The sequence below is a fragment of the Bacillus cereus group sp. BfR-BA-01311 genome, from assembly GCF_022664295.1.
Lineage (GTDB): Bacteria > Bacillota > Bacilli > Bacillales > Bacillaceae_G > Bacillus_A > Bacillus_A cereus.
Genome location: NZ_JAKUHC010000017.1, coordinates 14857 through 39172, shown reverse-complemented (window position 1 = coordinate 39172; position 24316 = coordinate 14857). Strand labels below are relative to the sequence as shown.

Genomic DNA, 24316 nt, shown 5'->3' with positions numbered 1-24316 from the left:
TTTTTATTATGAAATGCGATAAACCCTTGTTTCATAAGGCTTTAAAGCAATTGTTGTTACTTCTTCATGTTCCGCAACTTCATAGTTATTTAAAAGCAAACGTTTGCGTTCTAGTGCAAATGAACCCTCATTATACACAGCTTCCTCTTTTGAGATATTACTAATTACAATGACTTTTTCATCCTGTAACGTACGTGTATATGCATAAATTTGTGGATCGTCTTCTAAAAGTAAATCGTACGTACCATAGTTCAGTACATCGTGCTCTTTTTTCAGGGCAATCATTTTCTTATAGAAATTAAAAATAGACTTTTCTTCATTTTTTTGCTTTTCAACATTAATTTCTTTGTAATTTGGATTCATGCTAAACCAAGGTGTACTTGTTGTGAAACCAGCATTCATCTCATCATTCCACTGCATAGGTGTACGTGAATTATCGCGGCAAGAAGCCCATATAATCTCCATCATATCTTGATGTGGTACGCCCTCTGCAATTTTCTCGCGATATAAATTTTTAATTGCTACATCATCGTAATCTTCAATATTTGGTAACTGAACATTTGTCATACCAATTTCTTGGCCTTGATAAATAAAAGGTGTACCGTGCATAAAGAAATACATCGCCCCTAGAGCTGTTGCACTTTCACGCCAATATTGTTTATCATCTCCCCATGTTGAAACGATACGTGGTTTATCGTGATTCTCAATATATAAAGCGTTCCATCCTTTATTTTCTAATCCTTTTTGCCATTTCGTTAATACTTTTTTCAATCCTACAACATCAAGGTCTTTCTTCTTCTCTGCATCCCATAAACTTAAATGTTCAAATTGGAATACCATATTGAACTTACCTTGCTCTTCTCCAACCCAAAGCTCAGCATCTTCAATCTTAACACCATTTGCTTCACCAACAGTCATAATATCGTACTTAGAGAATGTATTTTCTTTTAGCTCTTCTAATAAAGGTTGAATACCTTTCACATTCATATGTTTATCAAAAGATGGCACATATTTTAACCCTTTTGGATTTGGCATATCCTTGAGGCCTTCTTCTTTTTTAATATGACTGATCGCATCAACGCGGAAACCATCAATACCTTTATCAAGCCACCAATTAACCGTATCGTATAGTACTTCGCGAACTTCTTTATTCTCCCAGTTTAAATCTGGTTGTTTACGTGAGAATAAATGTAAATAATATTGTTCTGTTTCTTCATCATATTCCCATGCCGAACCATTAAAAATACTTTCCCAGTTGTTTGGCTCCGCACCATCTTTACCATCATGCCAAATATACCAATCACGCTTCGGATTATCTTTAGATGAACGTGATTCAATAAACCATGGATGTTCATCACTCGTATGATTAATAACTAAATCAATAATAAGCTTCATATCACGCTTATGAACTTCATCTAGTAAAGCATCAAAGTCTGCCATTGTACCAAACTCATCCATAATATCTTGATAATCACTAATATCATAACCATTATCATCATTAGGCGACTTATACATTGGACAAATCCAAATTACATCTATACCTAAATCTTTTAAATAATCCAGTTTTGCAATAATACCTTGTAAATCTCCAATACCATCACCATTTGAATCCATAAAGCTTCGTGGATAAATTTGATAAGCAACCGCTTCTTTCCACCATGTCTTATTCATAGTCATTCTCTCCTTTTGCATCCCATCGGAATTTTATGCAAACGTTTTCGTAACACTATCATAACAAAATATGAACAGTTTGCAACTGTTTTCATTGAACTCTATGTAGATTCTTTATTCTTATGCTTTATTTATTTCTCACAAAGGTAAATCTCATTCTTCACCTCTCCTTGTCCACGCGTATTACAGACATTTTTCATATATTAATAAAAAACTCTGATTATTTTAGAAAGGAGTAATAAATTGAAGCAAACAAAATTAACAGGTCGTATCGTTGTTCCCTCAGATCCTGACTACGACGTAGCCCGAATGAATTTAAATTTAAGTATTCCAAAACTCCCTTGTATTATTGTTTTTTGTCAAAATAGCAAGGATATCTGTAACGCCTTAAAATGGGCACGTGAACGTCATATACCATTTCGGTTAAGAAGTGGACGTCATAGCTATGAAAATTTTTCTCTTTTAAATAGAGGACTTATTATTGATGTGAGTGAAATGCATCGCATTACTGTTAATACAGAGAAATTAACAGCAACAATTGAGGCTGGTGCAAATCTTGGCACTGTTTATAAAGAACTTTGGAATTACGGTGTTACAATTCCTGCTGGTACAAGTGCAAGCGTTGGAATTGTTGGATTAGCACTTGGTGGTGGTATTGGTATGCTTTCGCGCTTATATGGATTAACATGTGATCAATTAATGGAAGTGGAAATGGTACAAGCATGTGGAAAATTTGGTGCAAAACTCATTCGTGCAAATGAACAAGAGAACTCTAACCTTTTTTGGGCATGCCGTGGTGGTGGCGGTGGAAACTTCGGAATTGTCACTTCATTAACTTTTCGAGTCCACCCGATAAAAAATGTATCAATTTTCTCAATTACATGGGAATGGGAAGACTTTATTGCTGCATTTCAAGCGTGGCAAAACTGGGCACCTTATATAGATGAACGTCTCACTTCATCGATCGAATTATTCGCCAAGCAACGAAATAAAATCGAAGCACAAGGCGAGTTTATCGGTTCTCCCTCTGAACTCCATTCCCTATTATCCCCTCTTCTTGAAACTGGTAGCCCCTCTCTCTTTATAGAAGAAGTTCCTTATATAAAGGCTGTTGAATTTTTTAATGGAGGTAACATCCCTAAAAATTTCAAGCGCTCTGGTTCCTATATCTATAAACCTATTCCCCTTAAAGGCATTCAAATCATGCAATCCTTTCTTTCTCATGCACCAAATAAAGATGCTAGTATTTGGCATCAATCGCTCATAGGTGCTGTTGAAAATATTTCGCCGAATGAAACGGCTTATTTTCATCGTAAAGCAATTATTGCTCAAGAATACATTACCTCTTGGAAATGCGATGATGAAGAAAATCGAAATATACGCTGGGTTAAAGGTTTACGAGAAAGCTTAGATCCTTATACACTAGGTGACTATGTGAACTGGCCCGATATCGACATTAAAAATTGGCAAACTAGTTATTATGGCTCTAACTTTCACAGATTACGTAAAGTAAAAACCATGTATGATCCTTGTGATGTTTTTCATTTCCAACAAAGTATTCCTCCTTTTCATACGTGAAAAAAGGGGATAACATAAAAAAATCATCCAATATACCGTTACCTCGCAGTATGTTGGATGATTCAAGTTGATTTTCTATATCGTTTCAAATTCTTGCTCCTACTCATAAACTTTTACTTACAGATTAATTGTATTTCGTATCATTTTCATGCAATGAATGTAATTTAATATTTGGTACTTTATCTTTTTCAATACCTCTATTATAAGAAACAGGAACTTGAAATTCAAATTGCTTTGTCTCATGTTTTTGTAAATAGACTGGTTTCGGTACTGGATAGCTTTTTGAATTCTCGTTTGCATTATCATATAAAACAACTTTTAATGCTTGTGAATGATTACGATAATTTTTTAAAGTAACAATGCACTTCGGTTGGATATTCTCTCCATTTTTCTCCATTCTACACTGGCTATCTTCTTTTTTATATTCTATTGCTTCTACCCCTGTTTTTCCTGCATAATACCATGTTTTATTTAATGTCTGGAGGATTGTATTTAAAATAAACGGCATCATTACAATCAAAATACTAGTACCTACTACTTTTATTTTATTCATTTTTCTAAATGTACTAGACTCCTTTTTTCCTAGCCATTTTAAAAATAATATAAATGCAATTACATGTAGTATGAAAGAAACAATCAATATATTTGAGACTTTATAATCCATATAAACATACGTATGTATCGGAATCTTATAGACATTGAATAGTTTTTCCCCAATTAATTCATTATCATTTGGAATTTTTAATAATAACAAAACCCCTATACTGTAACAAATAGCTACTAATCGATCATACTCAATACGAATCATTCTTTCTCCCCTTCACTTTGTATTTTATTATCGATTTTAGCTATTATTACCATACTATACAATCTTTTTATAGAGGATAACGTAAAAAAGTTCCTTATAAATATATAAAGAACCTTATTAATATACACTATGAATTAAAAAATCAATATACAATTTTCACATAGAGATTTCTTCAAAATATGTTGGATCATGTATTGTAATTTTTTTATCTAAAATTGTAACAATGCTATCATTTTTTAATTGTTTTAATACGCTGCTAACTGTCTCTCGAGATGTTCCAGATATTTTGGATATTTCAATTGTTGTAAGTGGACATGAAATTACAATCTTTTCTCCACTCTGTTCTCCTAAATCCTGCATTAAATAATTTAACGTTTGGATAACACGATCTTGTGCATTAGGAATTGTAATATTTTGCACTCGATTTTCGTTCAATTTTAATATAGATGATAATTGCTGAACAACGTACATCAATTGCGTTCTGCTGGACTTTACCATATCTTCAAAGATTACCGTTGGAATATAATATACCTCCACATCCGTCATTGCTTCTGCTGTATAGTTATATCCTCTGTCTGTAAACATACCACCATAAGGAAAAATAGAATACCGCTTTACATAGTCATCGTATAATAAGTTCCCATTTTGATTAACCCGCTCTAACTTTACAAAACCATCTAACATGAAGTAAATTCTTTCCCTTGAATCCCCTTCTAAAAATAAAAATTGACCTTTTTTATAAGTTCGCCAATAAACAAACTCTGTTAAGCCTTTCAATTTTTTTTCTGTTAAATGAGCAAATAATTCGAACTGCTTTAAGTCTTTCACTACGTTCCGTCTATTCATAAAATTCCCTCTCTCTTGCTGTATGTTGGAGCGAAAAATCAAGAAAGCGTATTCAATTTGAATTTTATCATAATTAACTTGTATATTCAGATTTCATCATGAAAACTTTATGAACAATGAATACAAAAAATATTAATAAATAAAAAGAATGAAGTTATTAACCTCATTCTTTTTTTACTACTAAGTAGCGTACATAATAATTTTAAACACACATGCATACATTCTGTTTTGAAATAATAGTACCGGCTTTTTCTTCTAGTGCTTCATATACTTTTTCTAAAGACGTAATAATTGTTTTTCTTTTTGGATTTGTATTAACAAAATTAATAGCAGCTTCAATTTTTGGAAGCATGCTTCCCGCAGCAAATTGTTGTTCTTCAATATATTCTTTTAATTGATTCACTGTGACATGCTCTAATTTTTTTTGATTCGGTTGATTATAATTTACATACACATGATCAACTGCAGTTAAAATAACGAGCGTATCGGCATCTACTAATTCTGCTAATTTCTGCGCAGCGAAATCTTTATCGATAACCGCTTCAGTTCCTTTTAACCCTTCTTCGGAATCAATTACTGGAATTCCACCTCCGCCAACAGCTATCACTATGTTTCCATCTTCGACCAAAGAATTAATCACTTTATGTTCATGAATACTTACAGGCTTCGGTGATGGAACAACACGTCTCCATCCTCTACCAGCATCTTCTTTAAACACTGCTTTTGTTTCATCCATTAATTTTCTGGCCTCTTCTTCTGTATAAAAAGGACCAATTGGTTTAGTTGGATTTTTAAATGCCTCATCTTTTTTATCCACAACAACGCGTGTTATAACCGTTGCTACATCTTTGTTTATATTCCGTTTTTTCAATGCCTTTTCAATTGCATTTTCCATCCAATACCCAATCATCCCTTGACTCATTGCCCCACAAGTATCTAATGGCATTGCAGGTGTCTTTTCCGTTTCTGCAGCTTTTTGCTGTAATAAAATATTCCCCACTTGTGGGCCATTTCCATGCGCAATTACTATATCCACATCATTTTCCATTATTTTCACAAGTTGTTCCGCCGTTTTTTCCAACGCTTCTTGCTGCGCTCCCGCAGTAGCTTCTCCAGACTGTATCGCATTTCCCCCTAGTGCAACTACAATTTTTCTTCGTACCATATTCCAGCCCTCCAGTTGATTTCGCTTTCACAGCGCTTTATAAAGTAATACTGCCTGTAATTAATCCATAAATCGCAAAGAATGCTAAAGCACCAATTGCTACGGATGATGCTAATTCCACTCGAGTAAATATTTGCTTCGAACTCTTTTGCTTTTGAACATTATAAAAAATAAAAATACCTGGCGCATATAAAGTCATTGTTAATAATAAATACTCTAAACCGGCTGCATAAACTAACCACACGCCATAAATACTTGCTATCAAGCCAATTATTATATTTTTATTTCGATCTGCTTCTTCAGACTTTAAGCTATGCTTCAGTTGATAAAATGCTGAAAAAGCATATGGGATTAAAATAGCTGAAGATGCTAAAGAGAATGCAAAGTTATACGCCTGATCAGAAACGACGAATGTTAACAAGAACATTTGTATTAAACCATTTGTTATCCATAACGAATTTACTGGAGCCTTATTTTTATTTTCTTTTGCGAACCATTTTGGAAATACTCCATCTTTAGCCGCTAAATATGGAATTTCAGAAGCGAGCAAAGTCCAACCTAACCAAGCACCTAATACAGAGATGACCAAACCTAAATTAATAAAGATAGCACCCCATTTTCCAACAACACTTTCAAATAAATAAGCCATAGCCGGATTTCTCAAACCTGCAATATCTGCTTGCTGCATAAGTCCAAGAGACAATAATGTGATTAAAATGTAAATGATGAGTGTACCAATTAAGCCAATAACGGTTGCTTTCCCTACATCACTTCTATTTTTTGCTCGACTGGATAAAACAACAGCCCCTTCTACCCCAATAAATACCCATAGAGTTACAAGCATTGTACTTTTAACTTGGCTGCCAACTGCTCCCCATGAAAAAGAACCAGTTTGCCCCCAAAATCCATCTAAGAATGTATCAATATGAAACGCGAAGATTCCTATGACAATAAATACAAATACAGGTACTAATTTTGCGATTGTAGTTACTAAATTCACAAGTGCTGCTGATTGAACTCCACGTAAAATTAACATGTGAACACACCACAATAATACGCTTGCACCAATAATGGATTCTACATTTTGACCGCCTTCAAAGATCGGGAAGAAATATCCTAATGAAGAAAATAATAATGTACCGTAAGCTACATTCCCAAGCCAAGCAGATAGCCAGTATCCCCACGCACTATTAAATCCCATAAAATTACCAAATCCTGCTTTTGCATAGCTAAAAATACCACCATCTAAATCTGGCCGTTTTACAGTTAGATTTTGAAAAGATAATCCAAGTGCAATCATCCCAATTCCTGTTATAACCCAGCCAATAATAATGGCTCCAGCACCAGCACCTTTTGCCATATCACTCGCTAAATTAAAGGCTCCACCGCCAATCATAGACCCAACTACAAGAGCCGTTAGTGTAAACAACCCTAATTTCTTATCTTCACCCATTCCACTCACCTCTCTTTAATTGCAATAACAATACAAAAGCAATAGTGAATGATAGTGTCTAAAGGAGGAGAAAGAAGAAAGGAAGACTCCCTTTCTTCTTTACTCCATGTTTCCTAAAGTAGCTGCCATAACCGCTTTAATTGTATGCATTCTATTTTCAGCTTGATCAAATACTTTTGAATGTTTACTGCGGAATACTTCGTCAGTTACCTCCATTTCTTTCAACCCATATTTCTCGTAAACTTCTTCGCCATACATCGTTTCAACATCATGAAATGCAGGTAAACAATGTAAGAAAATCACGTTTTTATTCCCTGTTTCTTTAATCATTTTCATATTTACTTGATAAGGTCTCAATAACTCGACACGTTCAGCAAATTTTTCTTCTTCCCCCATAGACACCCATACATCTGTATAAATTACATCTGCATTCGCAACAGCTTCTTCCACATTACTTGTTATCATTACTTGTTCATTATATTTTTTTGCTAAATCAATTACTTCTTGTGCAGGCCATAAAGATTCTGGTGTGCAAATACGTACATCCATTCCAACGATTGCTCCACCAACTAGTAAGCTATTAGCAACATTATTTCGTCCATCGCCAACGTAAACGAGCTTCACATTTTTCAACTTCCCTACATGTTCTCTAATTGTTAATAAATCTGCTAGTGTTTGTGTTGGATGCCACATGTCTGTTAATCCATTCCAAACTGGCACACCAGAATTTTGTGCTAAAGATTCTACAGTCTCATGATTAAATCCACGAAACTCAATTCCGTCAAACATACGCCCTAACACTTTTGCTGTATCCTCTACAGATTCTTTTTTCCCAAGTTGAATATCACCTTTCCCTAAATATTCAGGATTTGCCCCTAAATCTGTACATGCTACTGTAAATGCACAACGCGTACGAGTAGAAGTTTTTTCAAATAAGAGCGCTACATTTTTACCTTCTAAATAATGATGCGGGATACCATTTTTCTTTTTCTCTTTTAATTCTGCTGCCAAATCTAGAAAATATAACAATTCTTCTTGTGTAAAATCTTTTTCTGCTAGAAAGCTTCTTCCTTTTAAATTTGGTCTAGTCATTAACATAATTCATCCCTACTTTCTCCGTTATTTATACTAAATATCTTTACGAACAATTGGCATACTCATGCAACGTGGACCCCCACGACCACGAGATAATTCCGAACTTAGCACCTCAATCACTTCTATACCGTGTTCACGTAATAACGTATTAGATACATAGTTACGATCATATGTAACAACTACACCTGGTGCAATTGCTAATGTGTTCGAGCCATCATTCCATTGTTCACGAGCAGAAGCAATTACATCTCCTCCTCCACATGGAATAAGAACTAATTCACTTAAGCCTAATACCTCTTTTAATGCTTCCATTAAAGAAGTACGATGTGTAATTTTAAGAGTTTCCTCATCTGATCCTTTTTCTAAAATATAAATATTCATATTCCCTTTTGGCCCTTGAATGGCTGGGTGAATTGTAAACTTGTCATAATCAACCATTGTAAATACTGTATCTAAATGCATAAATGCTCGACATTTTGGAATTTCTATTGCTAACACTTTCTTAATTTTATTTTGTCGGCTAAAAAGATTTTTAGCTAAACGTTCAATTGCTTTAGCTGAAGTACGAGCAGATACTCCAATCGCAATTGTTTCTTCATTTAAAATTAGCTCGTCGCCACCTTCAATTGGAAATTTATAATCACGATCTAACCAGATTGGTACATTATGTTTTGCAAATCTTGGATGATATTTAATGATGTACTCCATGAATAATGATTCACGTCTACGCGCTGGTTCTCTCATCTTATTTATCGTTAAGCCATCGCCCACGCTAGCTGCTGGGTCACGAGTAAAATATAAATTAGGCATTGGATCTAAGTAAAACGGATAGTGATCTTCCATTAATTCATATAAATGTGTCTTCTTACTTGTTTCAATTTCGTTTTTACGTACACCGCCCATAATTTTTTGAATTAATTCTTCATTTGAAAAGGAAAGTAAATATTCTTTTAAAGTTTGATGTGCAACATTTACGTCGGCCTGTCCTTCTTTTAAAATACGATCAACAAATTCTTCTCGAAGTTTTTTATCTACTAACGCCTCAGCGGCTAGTTTTTCTAAATAAAGAACTTCAACACCCCGATTGCGTAACGTTTGTGCAAAATAATCATGCTCTTTTTGAATAATTGGTAAGTATGGAATATCGTCAAATAATAATTGCTGCAAATAATCTGGCGTCAAGTTTTCCACTTCTTTACCCGGTCGTTTTAATAAAACCGTTTGTAATTCCCCAATTTCTGAAGTAACATGTATCGGATGTTTCATTTGTTGTACCTCCTTTTAAATATGTTTGATGTCTTACAAGTACATAATAAATGCTCTGTACTTTCATCTTTGTGAAAGCATCCACATTATCATTGTGAAATATTAAACAAGTTATTTTTTTAAAATCATACGAATATGTATTTTTATAACAAACTATCTTGCTTTCTCAATAAAAAATACATATATTACGCATATATGTTGAATATTTAACTTCCGTATTTAAACAAAAATCCTGTTTTTAATTTTATTAAAAACAGGATTTTTGCATCTAAATAATTAAATTTAATCTTTCTTCTATAATCTCCCTATCTGATTTCGACTGTGAAATTATAAGGCATGTATCATTTCCACATATACATCCTATTTTTTCTTTCCAATCTAACTCATCAAATAAAACACCAATAACATGTGCATTACCAGGTAATGTTTTAATAACCATTAATTGATCTACACAATCAATTTTCACAACAACTTCTCGTAATTTTTTCTTTAACTTTATATCAGTTTGTAAATGCTCTTCTGAGAAAACTTTATATATCATTAATCCTTCTTGAGAAGGTACCTTCGTTAAGTTTAACTCACGAATATCGCGAGAAACCGTAGCTTGTGTTACTAATACATCTTTTTTTGCTAACAATTCTACCAATCTTTCTTGCTTATCTATTTCATACTCCTTTACAAATTGTTTAATTAACCGTTGTCTTTTTTCTTTTTTCATAAAAGACACCCCTTTTAATATTATAGCTCGCTATAATTTTCATCCGAAAGGGACAGAAAAGAATGTTGCGGAAACGTTCATAGTTTAACTGTAAATATTAAATCAAGCTAAATAAAAAAGAGAAGAACAATATTCTGTTCTTCCTTTTACATTGAAAATCGTTCAATTGTTTGTTTCAAATCAGTTGCTTGCTTCTCTAAATCCTTTAATAATTGATCGATTACTATCATATTTTTAGATTGTTGTAGCGTCACACGTGCTACTTCTTGCGAACCAGCTGACGTTTCTTCAGCAATTGCTGCTACAGCTTTTGTTTGTGCTCCTGTTTGATGAATGTGGCTCACTTGTTCATTCATATAACTACTAATTTGCTGAGTTGCATCGGCTACTTCCATAACACTTGATGACATTTCTTTTAAAATTAATTCCGTAGCTTCCCCACGTTTCGCCTCTTCTTTAGCTATTTTCACTTGTTCTGTCATTTTCATTGCAACTTGTTGTACTTCATCTTGCATATTCCGTAATAACTGCGATATGTTTCTTGCAGAATGATCACTTTCATCAGCAAGTTTACGTACTTCTTCCGCAACAACCGCAAAGCCTCTTCCATGCTCTCCTGCGCGAGCTGCCTCAATAGAAGCATTTAGTGCTAATAAATTCGTTTGGCTAGCAATCGCACTCACAACAGACACAATATGTTCTACTTGTTTCATTCGTTCTTCTAACTTCTGTACATTTTGCATTGAATCTTCATTTTCTTTTGCCAATGTTTGAATACCTTGAATTAAAGACGTAAAGACACGAGTACTATGCCCTAAAGCTTCAACCATTTCTGAAGACAATGTATCAGACTGCTTCGCTTTTTCTTCTACTTCACTTGCAATAGAAGTCGTTGTATCAACAGCAGAAACAATTGCTTGAATTGATGCCGCTGATTGCTCAGCGCCTGAAGAAATCTCTGCAAGTGTCTCAGATACACCTTGCGCTTGTCTCGTTGCTTCGCCTGTTTGTTTTCTAATCTGCTGTACTTGATTATTTGTATACGAAAATGTTGTATCAATATTTTTTACCATGCCCCTTAAGTTTCCTAACATCATATTAAATGCAACACTTAAAGATTTAATTTCATCATCTGTCTTCGGTAATGGAACATCTTCACGAATATCACCCTCAGCTGCTTTTCTTGCCGCCTCCTCTAACTTGCGAAGCGGTTTAATTAAAAATACGGCTGCTCCATATGCTAAAATTCCAGACCATACTACCCCTAATAACATAACGATAATATTATATACAGTTTGACTTACATAACTTTGAAAATAATCGTATATCACGTAAATAAAAAAGATACTTGTTGAATATGTAATGAAAGCTAAAACTGTAGTGAATAGCATAAGTTGTGTACGTAATCCAAAAGAAAATGTTTTTCTTTCTTTTTCCATCTTCCCTTTCCCCCTTTTTATAAGCAATATAAATACTACCTATATATTATTATCCATATTTTCATTATAGAAGGATATAGAGATTTTAAAAATCATTATTTCTTTGAATATCAAATTGCACGAAAAAAATAAAGGATTCTGACAATTTATGACTAATAACAGAAATACAGGGCAACATTTGTAAAATATATTTTTAACTGGGGGTTTTGTATGATTCAAGTTCGAAATCTAGTAAAATCATTCGGTTCACTTGATGTGTTAAAAGGAATTGATTTAGAAGTAAAAGAAAAAGAAGTTGTTGTTTTAATTGGTGCCAGTGGTTCTGGTAAAAGTACATTACTTCGCTGTCTTAACTTTTTAGAAATGTACGATGAAGGCGAAATTCACTTACAAGGTGAGCGAATTGATCCAAAGCATTCAAATTTAAATAAAGTCCGTGAAAATGTCGGTATGGTTTTTCAGCACTTTAACCTCTTTCCTCATATGACCTCACTAGAAAACATCATAGAAGCACCTATTCACGTAAAAAAATTAGAGAAAGCAAATGCACAGGATATTGGAAATCAACTTCTCCAAAAAGTCGGCCTTCAAGATAAAGCGGATGTAACTCCTCATCTTCTTTCAGGTGGTCAAAAACAGCGCATTGCCATTGCACGAGCTCTTGCAATGAGCCCTAAGATTATGCTATTTGATGAGCCTACCTCAGCTTTAGACCCTGAACTTGTTGGAGAAGTATTGCAAGTTATGAAAGAACTTGCTGAAGAAGGGATGACAATGGTTATTGTTACTCATGAAATGAATTTCGCAAAAGATGTAGCTGATCGCGTCATCTTTATGGATGATGGAAAGATTGTAGAAGATGCTCCGCCAGCACAATTCTTTTCAGCTCCATCACATGAACGGGCAAAACAATTTTTACGCAACGTTTTATAATGTAACTTTTGTTTCAAACGAAAAGGAATACATTCATACGGTGCACAACTAATCATCCAAATAAAATATTTCAATAACATACTAAAAAACCATCCGTATGATCAATATATAGGAGGGGTTTTATGAAAAGAAAACTATTAACCATTGTTGCTAGCATTACACTATGTACATCTTTCATACTAGGAGCTTGTAGCAAAGAAAGCTCTACTACTTCATCAAATGGTGAAAAAGAATTTCGCTATGCGATGAGTGGATTATACAAACCTTTTAACTATAAAGAAAATGACGGCAAACTTGTCGGCTTTGATGTAGAAATCGGTGAAGCTCTTGCTAAAAAGATGAACATGAAGGCTACGCCCGTTACAAACCCATGGGAAACGCTGATTCAAGGTCTTCAAGCGAAGAAATATGATGTAATACTGGGTAGTATGGCAATTACAGAGGAGCGCTTAAAAGCTGTTAGTTTCTCAAATCCGTACTATCGCTCTGGCGCCCAAATTTTTGTAGCTAAAAAGAATAACGCTATCTCTTCTCCAGAAGATTTAAAAGGTAAGAAAATTGGTGTTGTAAAAGCTAGTACCTTTAAAAATCTTGTTGCAAAATATACAGATCAAATCACAGAATATGACAGCGATATTACTGCTCTTATGGATTTAGAGCCTGGGCGTGTTGACGCAGTAATTACGGATCAAATGGTTGGTCTACGTATGATAAAAGAAGGAAAATCGAATATAAAAGAAGCCGGAAAACCATTAAATCTTGATGAAATGGGAATTGCTATTCGCAAAGATGATAAAGAAATGGTTGAGAAAGTAAATAAAGCGTTAGATGAAATCATTAAAGATGGTACGTATGAAAAGATCAGTAAAAAATGGTTCGGGCGTAATATTCTCGGTGAAGAGGAAAAAACGAAGTAAGTTAGCCATTCAAAAGATTCATAAACAATGCCCCACTGATTAAATGTTCATTTTATGTGGGGCATTTCATTCTCTACTAAAATCTATACAATATGAGGTGAAACGCATGTTTGAAATTTTTATCTCTTCCTATCCCACACTCTTAAAGGCTACTATTGTCACATTACAATTAACATTAACTTCCCTAGTACTCGGTTCATTAATTGGATTATTATTCGCTTTCTTTCGAATCTCTAACAATAAAGTTTTAAATAGTATCGCTCATGTCTACATTGCTATTATTCGTGGTACACCTTTAATTGTTCAAATTGCCATTCTATATTTTGGAATTACATCCGTTGTTGTTTTCACCCCTTTTTGGGCAGGTGCAATCGCTTTAGCAATTCATAACGGTGCATATATTACGGAAATTTTCCGTGGATCTATTCAATCCGTTGACCGGGGACAATTAGAAGCAGCTCGCTCTTTAGGCATGCCTTATCCTTTAGCTATGCGACGAATTATATTACCACAAGCATTTCGTCTGTCTCTTCCTCCTCTAGGAAACCAATTTATTATCGGATTAAAAGATTCTTCACTTGTTGCTTATGTAGGAATGTCCGAATTATGGGGTTCAGGTTTATCAATTGCAGCAGGTAACTTCCAACAATTAGATACTTACATAATCGTTGGTGCATACTATCTCGTACTTGTTCTTCTATTTACTTATTTTGTTAATCTTTTAGAAAACCGATTACAACGAAAAGAAACTAACTCCGTCCAAGTCCATAAAAGGAACAAAAAGGAAGTTTCTTTATAAGAAAAAGCAAGCCTGAGATGGCTTGCTTTTTCATTGCAAAAATATATTAATTTTTACTGATTTACTTTTTTAATACTCTTTTCTTCTTCTATATGTTCCTCACGATATGAAATATTATGAGGATCTAGTCCATTTCCTAAAGAACCATAGAAATGCTCTCTATGCGGATCCACTAATTCACTTCCTTGATAATACACACGTGGTGTATTCCATAGCGCTGCCAAAGCTTTTGTCATCGGCATCTCATGATAGCGTTCCGGCCACATTTCTTTAATCTTCTCTTTTACTAACGGATAGTATTTAGAACTCATAGCAGGAAACAGATGATGTTCTGTATGATATGAGAAATTGAAATGTAAAACGTCTACCCAGCGCGGCACTGTTACTGACAAACAGTTTGCTAACGGATCATTTACTGGAACAATTGGATTTAAGCGGTGATTTGTTGCGATATATGCCATTACAATAAAGTTAGCAATTAACAACGGAATGACATATGCAAATAACCATTTTCCAGGTCCCATAATAAACAATAAACTAATCCAAACTGTCCAAGGCAAAAGAAGTTGAAGCCATACAGATTTTTGATTGGATGACTTGAACTCTTTTATAAAATGAAAGAACATTCGAGTCGAATGCAATGTAAATTGAATTGTTAGTGACAGAAAACTAAAGAATGAACGTACATGTAAAGGCATACGATATACCCAACTCAAAAACTTACTCTTCTTAAGTTTCTCAAGTGTCGGCCATGCATCTGGATCATTCTCTTCATGCTGTGTATGAACATGATGCGTTGCATTATGCCACTTTCTCCAAAGCTTTGGCCCTGTTGATAATGGCATAAATGCAATCGCGCCTAAGAAGTCACGAAGCCATGCCTTTCTTACAACAGTTCCATGTAAAATTTCATGCCCTAAAAATCCTAGTGAAGCAAAACATAATCCAAGAACAATCGCAATTCCTAGATTCGCCCACACATTCAATTCAAATACACCAATCGATATTAACCCCGCCAATGCCACAAGCAAATAAGCCAGTCCACCAAATAAACGAGTAGGCACTGGTTTAAATGCTTTTTTCGGCAAATGTGGTGATACACGTGCTGCATACCACCCAAACGTATGAAGCTCCTTCATCCTTTTGCTCCTTTCTTATGCCGCGCCTTGCGCAACTTACATATATCAATTCTTGCTTCCAGATTGATTTTACTAGATGATCCAAAAAGCATCTATTATAAGGAAAATATACTCACTCTATCGTCACTTATTTTTCGCTTTTATTATCAATGAAAAACATTTCTCTTTTTACTCTCTATCAACCTTTCCACATGATGAATCATAACAATAGAATTTCTATATTGTCAACACCTTTTATGACCTAGTAATAAAAGGTGGTTATATTTTTATAATCATACTTTATTTCACTAAAGAAAATGTATAGATTCCATAAGGATTTACCCACTATATATAGACATTTTCTTAAACGCCATAGACTCTATCTCACTCAATAACTCCCTATGTAATCAACAAACAGAATCCCTTGAATTTAGTTTTATATAAATCCTACCACTTCATAATGCCCCATCTAATTAATTATATTAAAATAATTTATAACCTCTTTTAATAAAAATAGACTACTTCTAAAACAACACACATGAATTTCATATAATATGGAAATATTAAAAGGAAAATTGTTCTAAAATCAGGAGGTTTCCGCAATGACAAGTGATACATTTCCACAACTGCCGCTATCTTATTGGATTGAATCTACTCAGTTTCCTACTTTCCCTCGTTTATCCGAAAATATAAAGACGAAAGTTGCTATTATCGGTGCTGGTATTACAGGTATTACTACCGCCTATTTACTTGCAAAAGAAGGCATCGATGTTGTTTTAATTGATTCTGGTCGTATTTTAAATGGAACAACTGGGCATACAACAGCGAAAGTAACAGCACAACATGATCTTATTTATGATGAATTAATAAATCATTTCGGTGTAGAAAAGGCCGGGCTTTACTATGAATCAAATAATCAGGCTCTACAATTCATAAATGAAACTGTTCAAACATATAAAATCGACTGTAATTTCTCAAATGAAGATTCATATTTATATACAACTACCGATAACGGATTAAGAAATTTAACGAAAGAATATGAAGCTTATCAAAAATTAAATATACCTTGTGACTATGTTCAATCTCTATCGATTCCTATTCCAGTACAATCTGCGCTTGTAATGAAAAATCAAGCACAATTCCATCCCCTTCTTTATTTAAAAACACTTTTAGAAAAGTTTGTGGAGATGGGCGGAAAGGTCTACGAACAAACAACAGCTATGGATGTGGAAAAGGGCGATTATTCACAAATAATTACAAAAGAGGGCCATCATATCACTTGTGAATATGTCGTCTCTTGTTCACATTTTCCTTTTTATGATGCGAATAGCTTTTTCTTTACGCGAATGTACGCAGAACGCTCCTACGCTCTTGCAATAAAAGCAAAAACGGAGTATCCAGGTGGCATGTATTTAAGTATTGATGATCCAAAGCGCTCCTTACGCTATATAACAAACAATGGAGAAAAATTAATTTTGATTGGCGGAGAGAGTCATAAAACAGGTCAGGGAATAAATACGATGCTTCATTATGAAGCACTCTATTCTTTTGCTGAAGCCACTTTTGGAATAGATGAAGTTCCTTATAGATGGTCAGCACAAGATTTAATTACTCTAGATAAGCTTCCTTATATCGGACATATTAACGAAAGAAATCCAAATATATTTGTTGCAACTGGATATCGCAAATGGGGAATGACAACTGGAACTGCTGCCGCTCACCTACTGAAGGACTCCATCCTAAAAGTTCACAGTCCCTATAAAGAACTGTATGCACCATCACGCTTCCATGCAAATCCAGATATAAAAACGTTCCTCTCCCAAAACATTGATGTTGCGAAACATTTAATTGCAGGAAAGATTGAAACCGCATTACGTAAGCCAGAAGATCTCGAAGTTGGTGAAGGATCTGTCGTACATGTTAACGGTAAACGAGCAGGTGCTTATAAGGACAAAGAAGGAAAATTACATATCGTCGATACAACTTGTACACATCTCGGCTGTGAAGTTGAATGGAATAATGGTGATTGTACTTGGGATTGCCCTTGCCATGGTTCTCGTTTTTCAATTGAGGGAGACGTTCTTGAAGGCCCAGCAGATCAACCGTTAAAACGAGTTGATAATGAGTAAACAAATAAAGAAGTTCAACAAAATTACTGTTGAACTTCTTTATTTGTTATAAACCCTTTTCAGATAAAATTCGACACAAGGAGGAAAATATTAACATTAAATAAAATAATATATTCATCTACAAATTAAAAGGGGTGAATATTATGCAACCTTCAGCTCCACCTCATCTAGAATCTACAGAAACTATCTTTCCAAGCTCTATTACAAAACTTGTTGTTTTTATTTGTTGGCTAGCCATTTTAGCTGATGGATATGATTTAGGTATTTACGGTGCCGTTCTACCAAAGCTCCTAGAAGACAAAAGCTGGGCGCTATCACCAGCGCATGCTGGTACAATTGCAAGCTATGCTTTATTTGGGATGTTTATTGGGGCTATTCTAGTTGGAACGATTACAGATCTAATTGGGCGTAAATGGACGCTTATATGCTGTTTAGCACTTTTTTCTATCACAATGGGTTTAGCGGCTATCGCTCCTTCTCCTGAGTTATTTGGATTATCTCGATTTATAGGAGGAATCGGATTAGGCGGTGTTATCCCAACAGCTTCAGCACTTACTGTTGAATATTCACCAAAAAAAAGGCAATCTTTTATTTATGCTCTTATGTTTACTGGCTATCCTTTAGGTATCGTGTTAGGTGCTATTTTGTCCATGCTTATGTTAGAAGATTTCGGATGGAGAATTATGTTTGGTATCGGAATGATTCCACTACTCCTCATCCCTTTCATTATTCGCTATTTACCCGAGTCCATTCAATTTTTATTATCACGTAATCACCAAGAAGAAGTGAACCAAATTCTTAATCGTTTTCAAATTGAATTTCATGTAAAAGATAAAACTCATCAAGCTCCATCTACTATACGAAAGAAAAATGGATTTTTTACTTTATTCTCAAAAGAATACATAAAAGCAACACTACTTTTTTGGATTACTTATATAATGGGAATGTTTTTAATATATGGTTTAAACACTTGGTTACCACAGATGATGCGCCAGGCAGGATATCCTCTTGGGTCTAGTCTGTCATTTCTACTTATGCTAAATATTACCGCAGCTATCGGCGCATTATTCGCTGGAGCAATTGCTGATCGTATAGGAGCAAAAATCGTTATTAGCATCTCTTATCTTATGGCAGCCATATGTATCGGACTATTAACAATCAAACCATCTGTTACAATCATTTATCTTTTAATTGGCCTTGCTGGTATTGGATCAGTCGGTATTACTCAAATATTAAATGCATATGTAACACAATACTTCCCATCACATATCCGAGCTACCTCCTTAGGCTGGGGACTGGGGCTTGGCCGAGTTGGTGCAATTGCTGGCCCAATTCTCGTCGGTATTATTATGACAATGCAATATGACTTAGCATGGAATTTTTACTTATTCTCCTTTGCAGGTCTTATCGCAGCTATATCTGTTTTCTTCATTCCTACAAAATAAAAAGAGCACAAACTTACTTGTGCTCTTTTTCATATGCTTCAAACAGCATGTCTCGAAATAGTATATTTAAAATCTCAATATCGATCCCTGATCCCTTTTCAATTCCTTTTACATATTGCTGATAGTAATGAATTTGTTCTTCTAAAAATTGATTTAGCACCTTAATTTTCAATCCAACATCTAATTCAGTACCTGCTTTTTTCTTTATTAACAACTTTTCAATTTCATCTAATACGCTACGTTCTAATGATAATTCTGTAATTAATCGATCAAATTCTACAGGAGGTAAAGTCGTTTTCTCTTCTAGCCACTTACAAGCTAAAATGGGACGTAATACATAAAAGTACTTTTTCAGCTTTACATTCTCACCTTGCAAAAATTCACGATAATTTTTCGACGCCATATGTAAATAATGATATATCGTTGCTTTTGGATCAAAATTCTTCTCACTCATCTGTTGAAGTAGTTCTGGAAAATTAGAGTTTTTCGAATAAACAATTGGTGATCGAATCCACTCAAGTAAAGCAGGATTCGACTTCGCGAATAGTTGCAACGCCTTTTTAATATCCCAACCACTTATATCTAAATCATCACTAATTGGATATTCAATTACATCTCGTTTGTCATGAATTGATAAATACCATTCTACCGGATGTATATAAACGAACCTAACATCATAATCGCTATCTTTCGATGGAAACCCCCAAGCACGACTCCCTGATTCCACCGCAAATAAAATTTTTACATCATTCTCTTTTTCAATTCTTTCTAACTCCAACTCGATTTTCTCTCTCATTTCATAACACCTCCATTTTTTGATTATTTCCTTGGAAATTCGACAATACACTATTAATTTTACTACATACTAAAAAAACTGTCAGAAATTACTGACAGCCTAATGAAACGTCTATTGTTGCTTTTCAATTACAGTAGCAGCAATTCGTTCAAACTCTTTTTGAATCTCCTCTTTATATGCATCTACTATTGAAAAATCCATAGCAGCAATATAAATTCGTTCTAATTTATCACGAACCGATTTTGCTTTCGCTAAGAAAGACATCGCCTCATTCATTTTTGCTTTATATTGAATGGAAACATCACGAATTTCCTTCGCATATTTCTCATCCGTCCCTGGCGTAACAATAAGGGCATACATATCAATAATTTCATCACCCTCGCGACTTGGAAAATATTCATGTGGTGCGGTGCTATCAAAAATTGCAAAACCTAATTCTCTTACGATAACCATATCAAGACTATTCGGGTCAAATCCGCAATGATATACTTCAACTTCAAACCCTTTTTCTTCAGCTGCCTTAGCTAACTTTTTGAGCATCGTTGATTTTCCAGAACCTGGGCGCCCTTTTATAAAATAACGATGTGGTAACCCTTCTGTTAAATTAGGAACAAAATCAACTGCTCCTTTCGGTGTAGCAGCTCCTAAAAAACGATGTTTTACCAGCGATTGTCTCCCGCTTTTATCTGCAAATAATTTCTGGATTAGCTGATTGGTTAGTTCATTTGCTTTATTAAAATCTATATTATCAATATATATCTTCTCCCACTCATCATGTATAACCAATGCCTCTTTAAAACGTGCGTAAGCAGACTGAAAAGCTTTGCTTGCTTCTGAAACAAATCTTTCAATTTCTAACTTCTGCTTTCTTAGTTTATCTGAGTCCCAAGCAATTCCTAAATTTATATACTCTTCAACAACTCCTGGCATTTTTGGCTCAATAACATGCGGCGATGTCCCATCAACAATTCCTACTTTTAATTTTGGGATAATTACACCATCAACCGATTTATTATCAGAAGAACAATGTAAAAATTCAATATCATATCCTTTTTCAATCCATTCACGACCTATTGCCTTTATTAAAGAAGATTTTCCCGTTCCTGGGCCACCCTTTAAGATAAATAATCTGTCTAATCCTTTTAAATTCTCTTCGTATAAATTGTGAAATCCCCTAGCTGTATTACCACCAGCATAATAATTTAATACATTTCCTGTCACTGCACTCACTCCTTCGCAGCATTCTATTTACATAAGCTACAATATGCGAGCAGCTTTATTTGGGTGAATACCTATTTTGTATTGCACGCAAAAAGGAAATGAATTACAATTTAACTATCGGAAAATTCCGATTTTAAAAACTGAATACTTCTTTATCAAGAGAGGCAGAGGGACCGGCCCTTTGAAGCCCAGCAACCTCAGTTTATACAAACTGAATAGGTGCTAATTCCTGCAAAATGCAATGCATTTTGGAAGATAAAACTCAACTAGCATGTAAAGCTCATCTTTCTTGATACTGAAGGATGAGCTTTTTATTATTTGAAAAACATATATTGGAGGTATGTAAAATGAAAGTAATTGATTTATCACAAACATTTGAAAATAATATGTCTCAATTTCCTGGAACACCTAAAATACAACTAGAAGCTGTTACAAGTGTTGAAGAATCAGGATATCAAGTTACAGATTTTCATTCTGTCGTTCATGTTGGCACGCATTGTGATGCCCCTGCGCATTTCATTTCAGGCGCAACGACCATCGATCAATTACCGCTAGATCAATTTGTAGGCGAAGCTGTTCTTATAGATGTAACACATATTCAAGAGCGAAAATTACCTAAGGCAGTATTGCATAATACTGACATAAAAGAAGGTGATATTGTTATTTTTCATTCTAATCTATCCACCAAATGGAATACAGAATCTTATGAAAAGGAAGCATTTTATCTTTCTGAAGAATTAGCTAAAGAACTAGTGCGATTAAAGGTAAAATCTATCGGTTTAGATTTCATTTCTCCTGATGAAGTCACAACAGAAACATCACCGATTCATCACATATTACTAGGGAATAATATTTACTTAATTGAAAATTTAACAAATCTAGATGCTATCGAAGCAAAACGTTTCTTTTTCTCAGCAGCACCTTTAAAAATTAAAAATAGTGACGGTGCTTTCGCAAGAGCATTTGCTGTTATTTTTTAAACATAGCCTATAAAAAAAGCAAAGGCCACTATTGGTCTTTGCTTCTATATTTTCTATTTAAATTAAGAAAGAATTGTTCCACACGGGGACGCACCCAAGCTAAACAATCTATCTCTTTCTTCTTTGTGCAAGCTATCTCTTCTCCATCAACCATTTCAACAAGTTCTAGTTCTAACAGTTGCCTCGTGAATGCTAACATATTCACTTCTTCGGATGGATACTCTTCTTTTAATTTCTCCTCAATTTCCCCCAATAAAAAACCGTCACGCATCATTGCCAATGCATCAATCCAAAGTGGCGGCATTTCATATTTTTCTCCTGTAATTGTATCTTTTACAATATAATTCTTTTGCTCTTTTCGAAATTGAATCGTGTGTAAACATACAGTCGAATTTAATGTTAATTCCATCATACCACCTCTTTCATAATATCTGCATAGAAAAAAGGATGCGTGTGCACCCCTTCTTATCTTTTCATAACACTACTGAACCGCTACATGAGCAATCAATCTCATGTCGATATTTTCCTCCATTATAAACGAAGTATTTTATAAAAAAAACCCTTCTTGAAACATTTTATAAAATGTTTATATTTACACAACAAGAACACTTTTCTGAAAAATCTTTTCTCCCAATACATTAAACGGTCGGCAAAAAAATTTCTACTTTCGTTCCTACTCCTACACTACTTTGAATCGTGATACTCCCTTGATGTTCCTTAATAATTTTATATGTAATCATTAACCCAAGTCCTGTACCAGTCTCCTTTGTTGTGTAAAACGCCTTGCCAATTTTTTCTAACTTCTCATTCTCTATACCAAATCCTTGGTCTTCAACAGAAATACACAAATGTCCTTGCGTTTTTTGATATGCACGAATATGAATTTCTCCACCCTCTGGCATTGATTCTATTCCATTTTTAATGATATTTAATAACACTTGTTTTAATTGCTTATCATCACCGTTTATAGCTGGTAAATTCCCATCTACTTGTAAATAACATTTAACTCTATATTGCGTTGCATAACTTTCCATTAGATGCACAACATATAGAAGGATGTCTCGTATATTACACCTTTCATAATTTGTTGGCTTTGGTTTTCCTAACAACATCAATTCACTAACAAATCCATTGACTCTTTCAATTTCTTGTAGCATAATGTCGTAGCTCATCGTATCAGTTGGATTTCTTTCTTTTTGCATTTGCGTAAACCCTTTTAACGCTGTTAACGGATTTCGAATTTCATGGGCAATTGTTGTAGACATAGTTCCAATCACAGCTAAATTTTCCGTCTCTTTCATATTGTTCATCATTTCAACCACTGTTCTTACATAAGATTGAAATCGTTTTAATAAAGAATGTGAAATAATAAAATAAAATACACATAAAACAAGTGGAATTATCACTTTTAAATCTTGTAATAGCAATGTGAAAAATACGTACTTTCCAATTACACTAAAGGACACTAAATAAAAGTATTTTCTATTCACGAAAACTGGGGCAAATAAAATTAATAACATTTCTACCATACTACCATGTTCAAAAGGTCTATCCGTTCGCAAATAAATCATTAAATTATTAACAAGATTGATAAACATGTATCCAAATAAAAATAAATATTTTATAGAATATACATACCCTCTTTTTTGAAGATATATCGAAATAGGAAATAATGCTATTACAAATATAGGCACACCTATCCCAAGACTACCTTCTGGCCACCCTACCGCTGTTCCACTAATATTCATAGCAGGATATACAAAATAATATATAGCGTCATATAAAAAGAATATAATATAGAATAATAATATAAATACCTTTAAGGCTCTTCTTTCTTCATAAATCAAGCTCTTGTATTTGTTCATATAAAAACTCCCCTTGATCGATACAAAAAACTTTCATTGTTATCTCCTTAAAGTATAAGTATGAAATTGCTTTC

The 24316-nt window shown here is 34.2% G+C and carries 20 protein-coding genes, 2 pseudogenes and 1 riboswitch; of the genes and pseudogenes, 7 read left to right on the top strand and 15 right to left on the bottom strand.

The annotated features are described in order from the left end of the window. Window positions 1–6: 6 nt before the first annotated feature. A complete protein-coding gene (locus MR136_RS24940; RefSeq protein ID WP_001044710.1) occupies window positions 7–1671 on the bottom strand; it encodes a glycoside hydrolase family 13 protein in 1665 nt (554 codons plus the stop codon). Between the two features lie 243 nt (window positions 1672–1914). Here MR136_RS24940 and MR136_RS24935 point away from each other — a divergent pair, with 243 nt between their 5' ends. Then, on the top strand, window positions 1915–3249 hold the full coding sequence (locus MR136_RS24935) for an FAD-binding oxidoreductase (protein ID WP_017673764.1): 1335 nt from the start codon (window positions 1915–1917) through the stop codon (window positions 3247–3249). 124 nt (window positions 3250–3373) lie between these two features. On the opposite strand, the gene MR136_RS24930 is transcribed toward MR136_RS24935, so the two are convergent. From MR136_RS24930 to MR136_RS28790, 9 genes and pseudogenes are all read right to left on the bottom strand, one after another. Then, window positions 3374–4057, bottom strand: a complete 684-nt coding sequence (locus MR136_RS24930; RefSeq protein WP_000619186.1) for a hypothetical protein — start codon at window positions 4055–4057, stop codon at window positions 3374–3376. A gap of 156 nt (window positions 4058–4213) precedes the next feature. Next, window positions 4214–4903: a Crp/Fnr family transcriptional regulator gene (locus MR136_RS24925; protein ID WP_001081905.1), complete on the bottom strand. Its 690-nt coding sequence runs from the start codon at window positions 4901–4903 to the stop codon at window positions 4214–4216. A gap of 202 nt (window positions 4904–5105) precedes the next feature. After that, window positions 5106–6068, bottom strand: a complete 963-nt coding sequence (gene arcC / locus MR136_RS24920; protein WP_061456722.1) for a carbamate kinase — start codon at window positions 6066–6068, stop codon at window positions 5106–5108. A gap of 37 nt (window positions 6069–6105) precedes the next feature. After that, window positions 6106–7521 (bottom strand): arginine-ornithine antiporter, encoded by a 1416-nt coding sequence (gene arcD / locus MR136_RS24915; protein WP_061456721.1) that lies wholly within the window; start codon window positions 7519–7521, stop codon window positions 6106–6108. A gap of 99 nt (window positions 7522–7620) precedes the next feature. Beyond that, window positions 7621–8619 carry an ornithine carbamoyltransferase gene (gene argF / locus MR136_RS24910; protein WP_000930294.1) on the bottom strand — a complete coding sequence of 333 codons (999 nt, stop codon included), beginning with the start codon at window positions 8617–8619 and terminating at the stop codon, window positions 7621–7623. A gap of 30 nt (window positions 8620–8649) precedes the next feature. Further along, entirely contained in the window at window positions 8650–9882 is a 1233-nt protein-coding gene (arcA, locus tag MR136_RS24905) for an arginine deiminase (protein ID WP_000682331.1), read from the bottom strand. A 268-nt stretch (window positions 9883–10150) separates the two neighbouring features. Further along, the gene (gene argR, locus MR136_RS24900; RefSeq protein ID WP_000711826.1) at window positions 10151–10600 is read right to left on the bottom strand and encodes an arginine repressor; all 450 of its coding nucleotides are present in this window, start codon (window positions 10598–10600) and stop codon (window positions 10151–10153) included. 146 nt (window positions 10601–10746) lie between these two features. Next, a pseudogene (locus MR136_RS28795) lies at window positions 10747–11319 on the bottom strand (methyl-accepting chemotaxis protein); the annotation flags it as partial. Between the two features lie 369 nt (window positions 11320–11688). Continuing rightward, a pseudogene (locus tag MR136_RS28790) lies at window positions 11689–11874 on the bottom strand (HAMP domain-containing protein); the annotation flags it as partial. 375 nt (window positions 11875–12249) lie between these two features. Between MR136_RS28790 and MR136_RS24890 the strand changes: the two are divergent. The 3 genes from MR136_RS24890 (at window position 12250) to MR136_RS24880 (ending at window position 14688) form a co-directional block, all read left to right on the top strand. Beyond that, on the top strand, window positions 12250–12972 hold the full coding sequence (locus tag MR136_RS24890; RefSeq protein ID WP_000616926.1) for an amino acid ABC transporter ATP-binding protein: 723 nt from the start codon (window positions 12250–12252) through the stop codon (window positions 12970–12972). Between the two features lie 122 nt (window positions 12973–13094). Beyond that, window positions 13095–13889 (top strand): ABC transporter substrate-binding protein, encoded by a 795-nt coding sequence (locus MR136_RS24885; RefSeq protein ID WP_000823753.1) that lies wholly within the window; start codon window positions 13095–13097, stop codon window positions 13887–13889. A gap of 43 nt (window positions 13890–13932) precedes the next feature. Further along, window positions 13933–14688 (top strand): amino acid ABC transporter permease, encoded by a 756-nt coding sequence (locus tag MR136_RS24880; protein ID WP_002023139.1) that lies wholly within the window; start codon window positions 13933–13935, stop codon window positions 14686–14688. Window positions 14689–14741: 53 nt separating this feature from the next. Here the strand turns inward: MR136_RS24880 and desB are convergent, their stop codons facing one another. Next, on the bottom strand, window positions 14742–15827 hold the full coding sequence (gene desB / locus MR136_RS24875) for a Delta(10) desaturase DesB (RefSeq protein WP_000661226.1): 1086 nt from the start codon (window positions 15825–15827) through the stop codon (window positions 14742–14744). Window positions 15828–16408: 581 nt separating this feature from the next. Here desB and MR136_RS24870 point away from each other — a divergent pair. Both MR136_RS24870 and MR136_RS24865 read left to right on the top strand, forming a co-directional pair. Next, window positions 16409–17935: an FAD-dependent oxidoreductase gene (locus MR136_RS24870; RefSeq protein WP_017673762.1), complete on the top strand. Its 1527-nt coding sequence runs from the start codon at window positions 16409–16411 to the stop codon at window positions 17933–17935. A 143-nt stretch (window positions 17936–18078) separates the two neighbouring features. Then, window positions 18079–19380, top strand: a complete 1302-nt coding sequence (locus tag MR136_RS24865; protein ID WP_017673761.1) for an MFS transporter — start codon at window positions 18079–18081, stop codon at window positions 19378–19380. A 13-nt stretch (window positions 19381–19393) separates the two neighbouring features. Here MR136_RS24865 and MR136_RS24860 read toward each other — a convergent pair whose 3' ends face one another. Both MR136_RS24860 and MR136_RS24855 read right to left on the bottom strand, forming a co-directional pair. Beyond that, window positions 19394–20176: a nucleotidyltransferase domain-containing protein gene (locus MR136_RS24860; protein ID WP_017673760.1), complete on the bottom strand. Its 783-nt coding sequence runs from the start codon at window positions 20174–20176 to the stop codon at window positions 19394–19396. Window positions 20177–20287: 111 nt separating this feature from the next. After that, a complete protein-coding gene (locus tag MR136_RS24855; protein ID WP_000147462.1) occupies window positions 20288–21397 on the bottom strand; it encodes a PRK06851 family protein in 1110 nt (369 codons plus the stop codon). Between the two features lie 149 nt (window positions 21398–21546). Next, a riboswitch (SAM riboswitch) is annotated at window positions 21547–21659 on the top strand. An 85-nt stretch (window positions 21660–21744) separates the two neighbouring features. Between MR136_RS24855 and MR136_RS24850 the strand changes: the two genes are divergently transcribed. Then, window positions 21745–22377 (top strand): cyclase family protein, encoded by a 633-nt coding sequence (locus MR136_RS24850; RefSeq protein WP_242259658.1) that lies wholly within the window; start codon window positions 21745–21747, stop codon window positions 22375–22377. Between the two features lie 28 nt (window positions 22378–22405). Here the strand turns inward: MR136_RS24850 and MR136_RS24845 are convergent, their stop codons facing one another. Next, window positions 22406–22786, bottom strand: a complete 381-nt coding sequence (locus tag MR136_RS24845; protein ID WP_000424116.1) for a hypothetical protein — start codon at window positions 22784–22786, stop codon at window positions 22406–22408. A gap of 229 nt (window positions 22787–23015) precedes the next feature. Next, on the bottom strand, window positions 23016–24242 hold the full coding sequence (locus MR136_RS24840; RefSeq protein WP_001046101.1) for an ATP-binding protein: 1227 nt from the start codon (window positions 24240–24242) through the stop codon (window positions 23016–23018). Window positions 24243–24316: the final 74 nt, after the last annotated feature.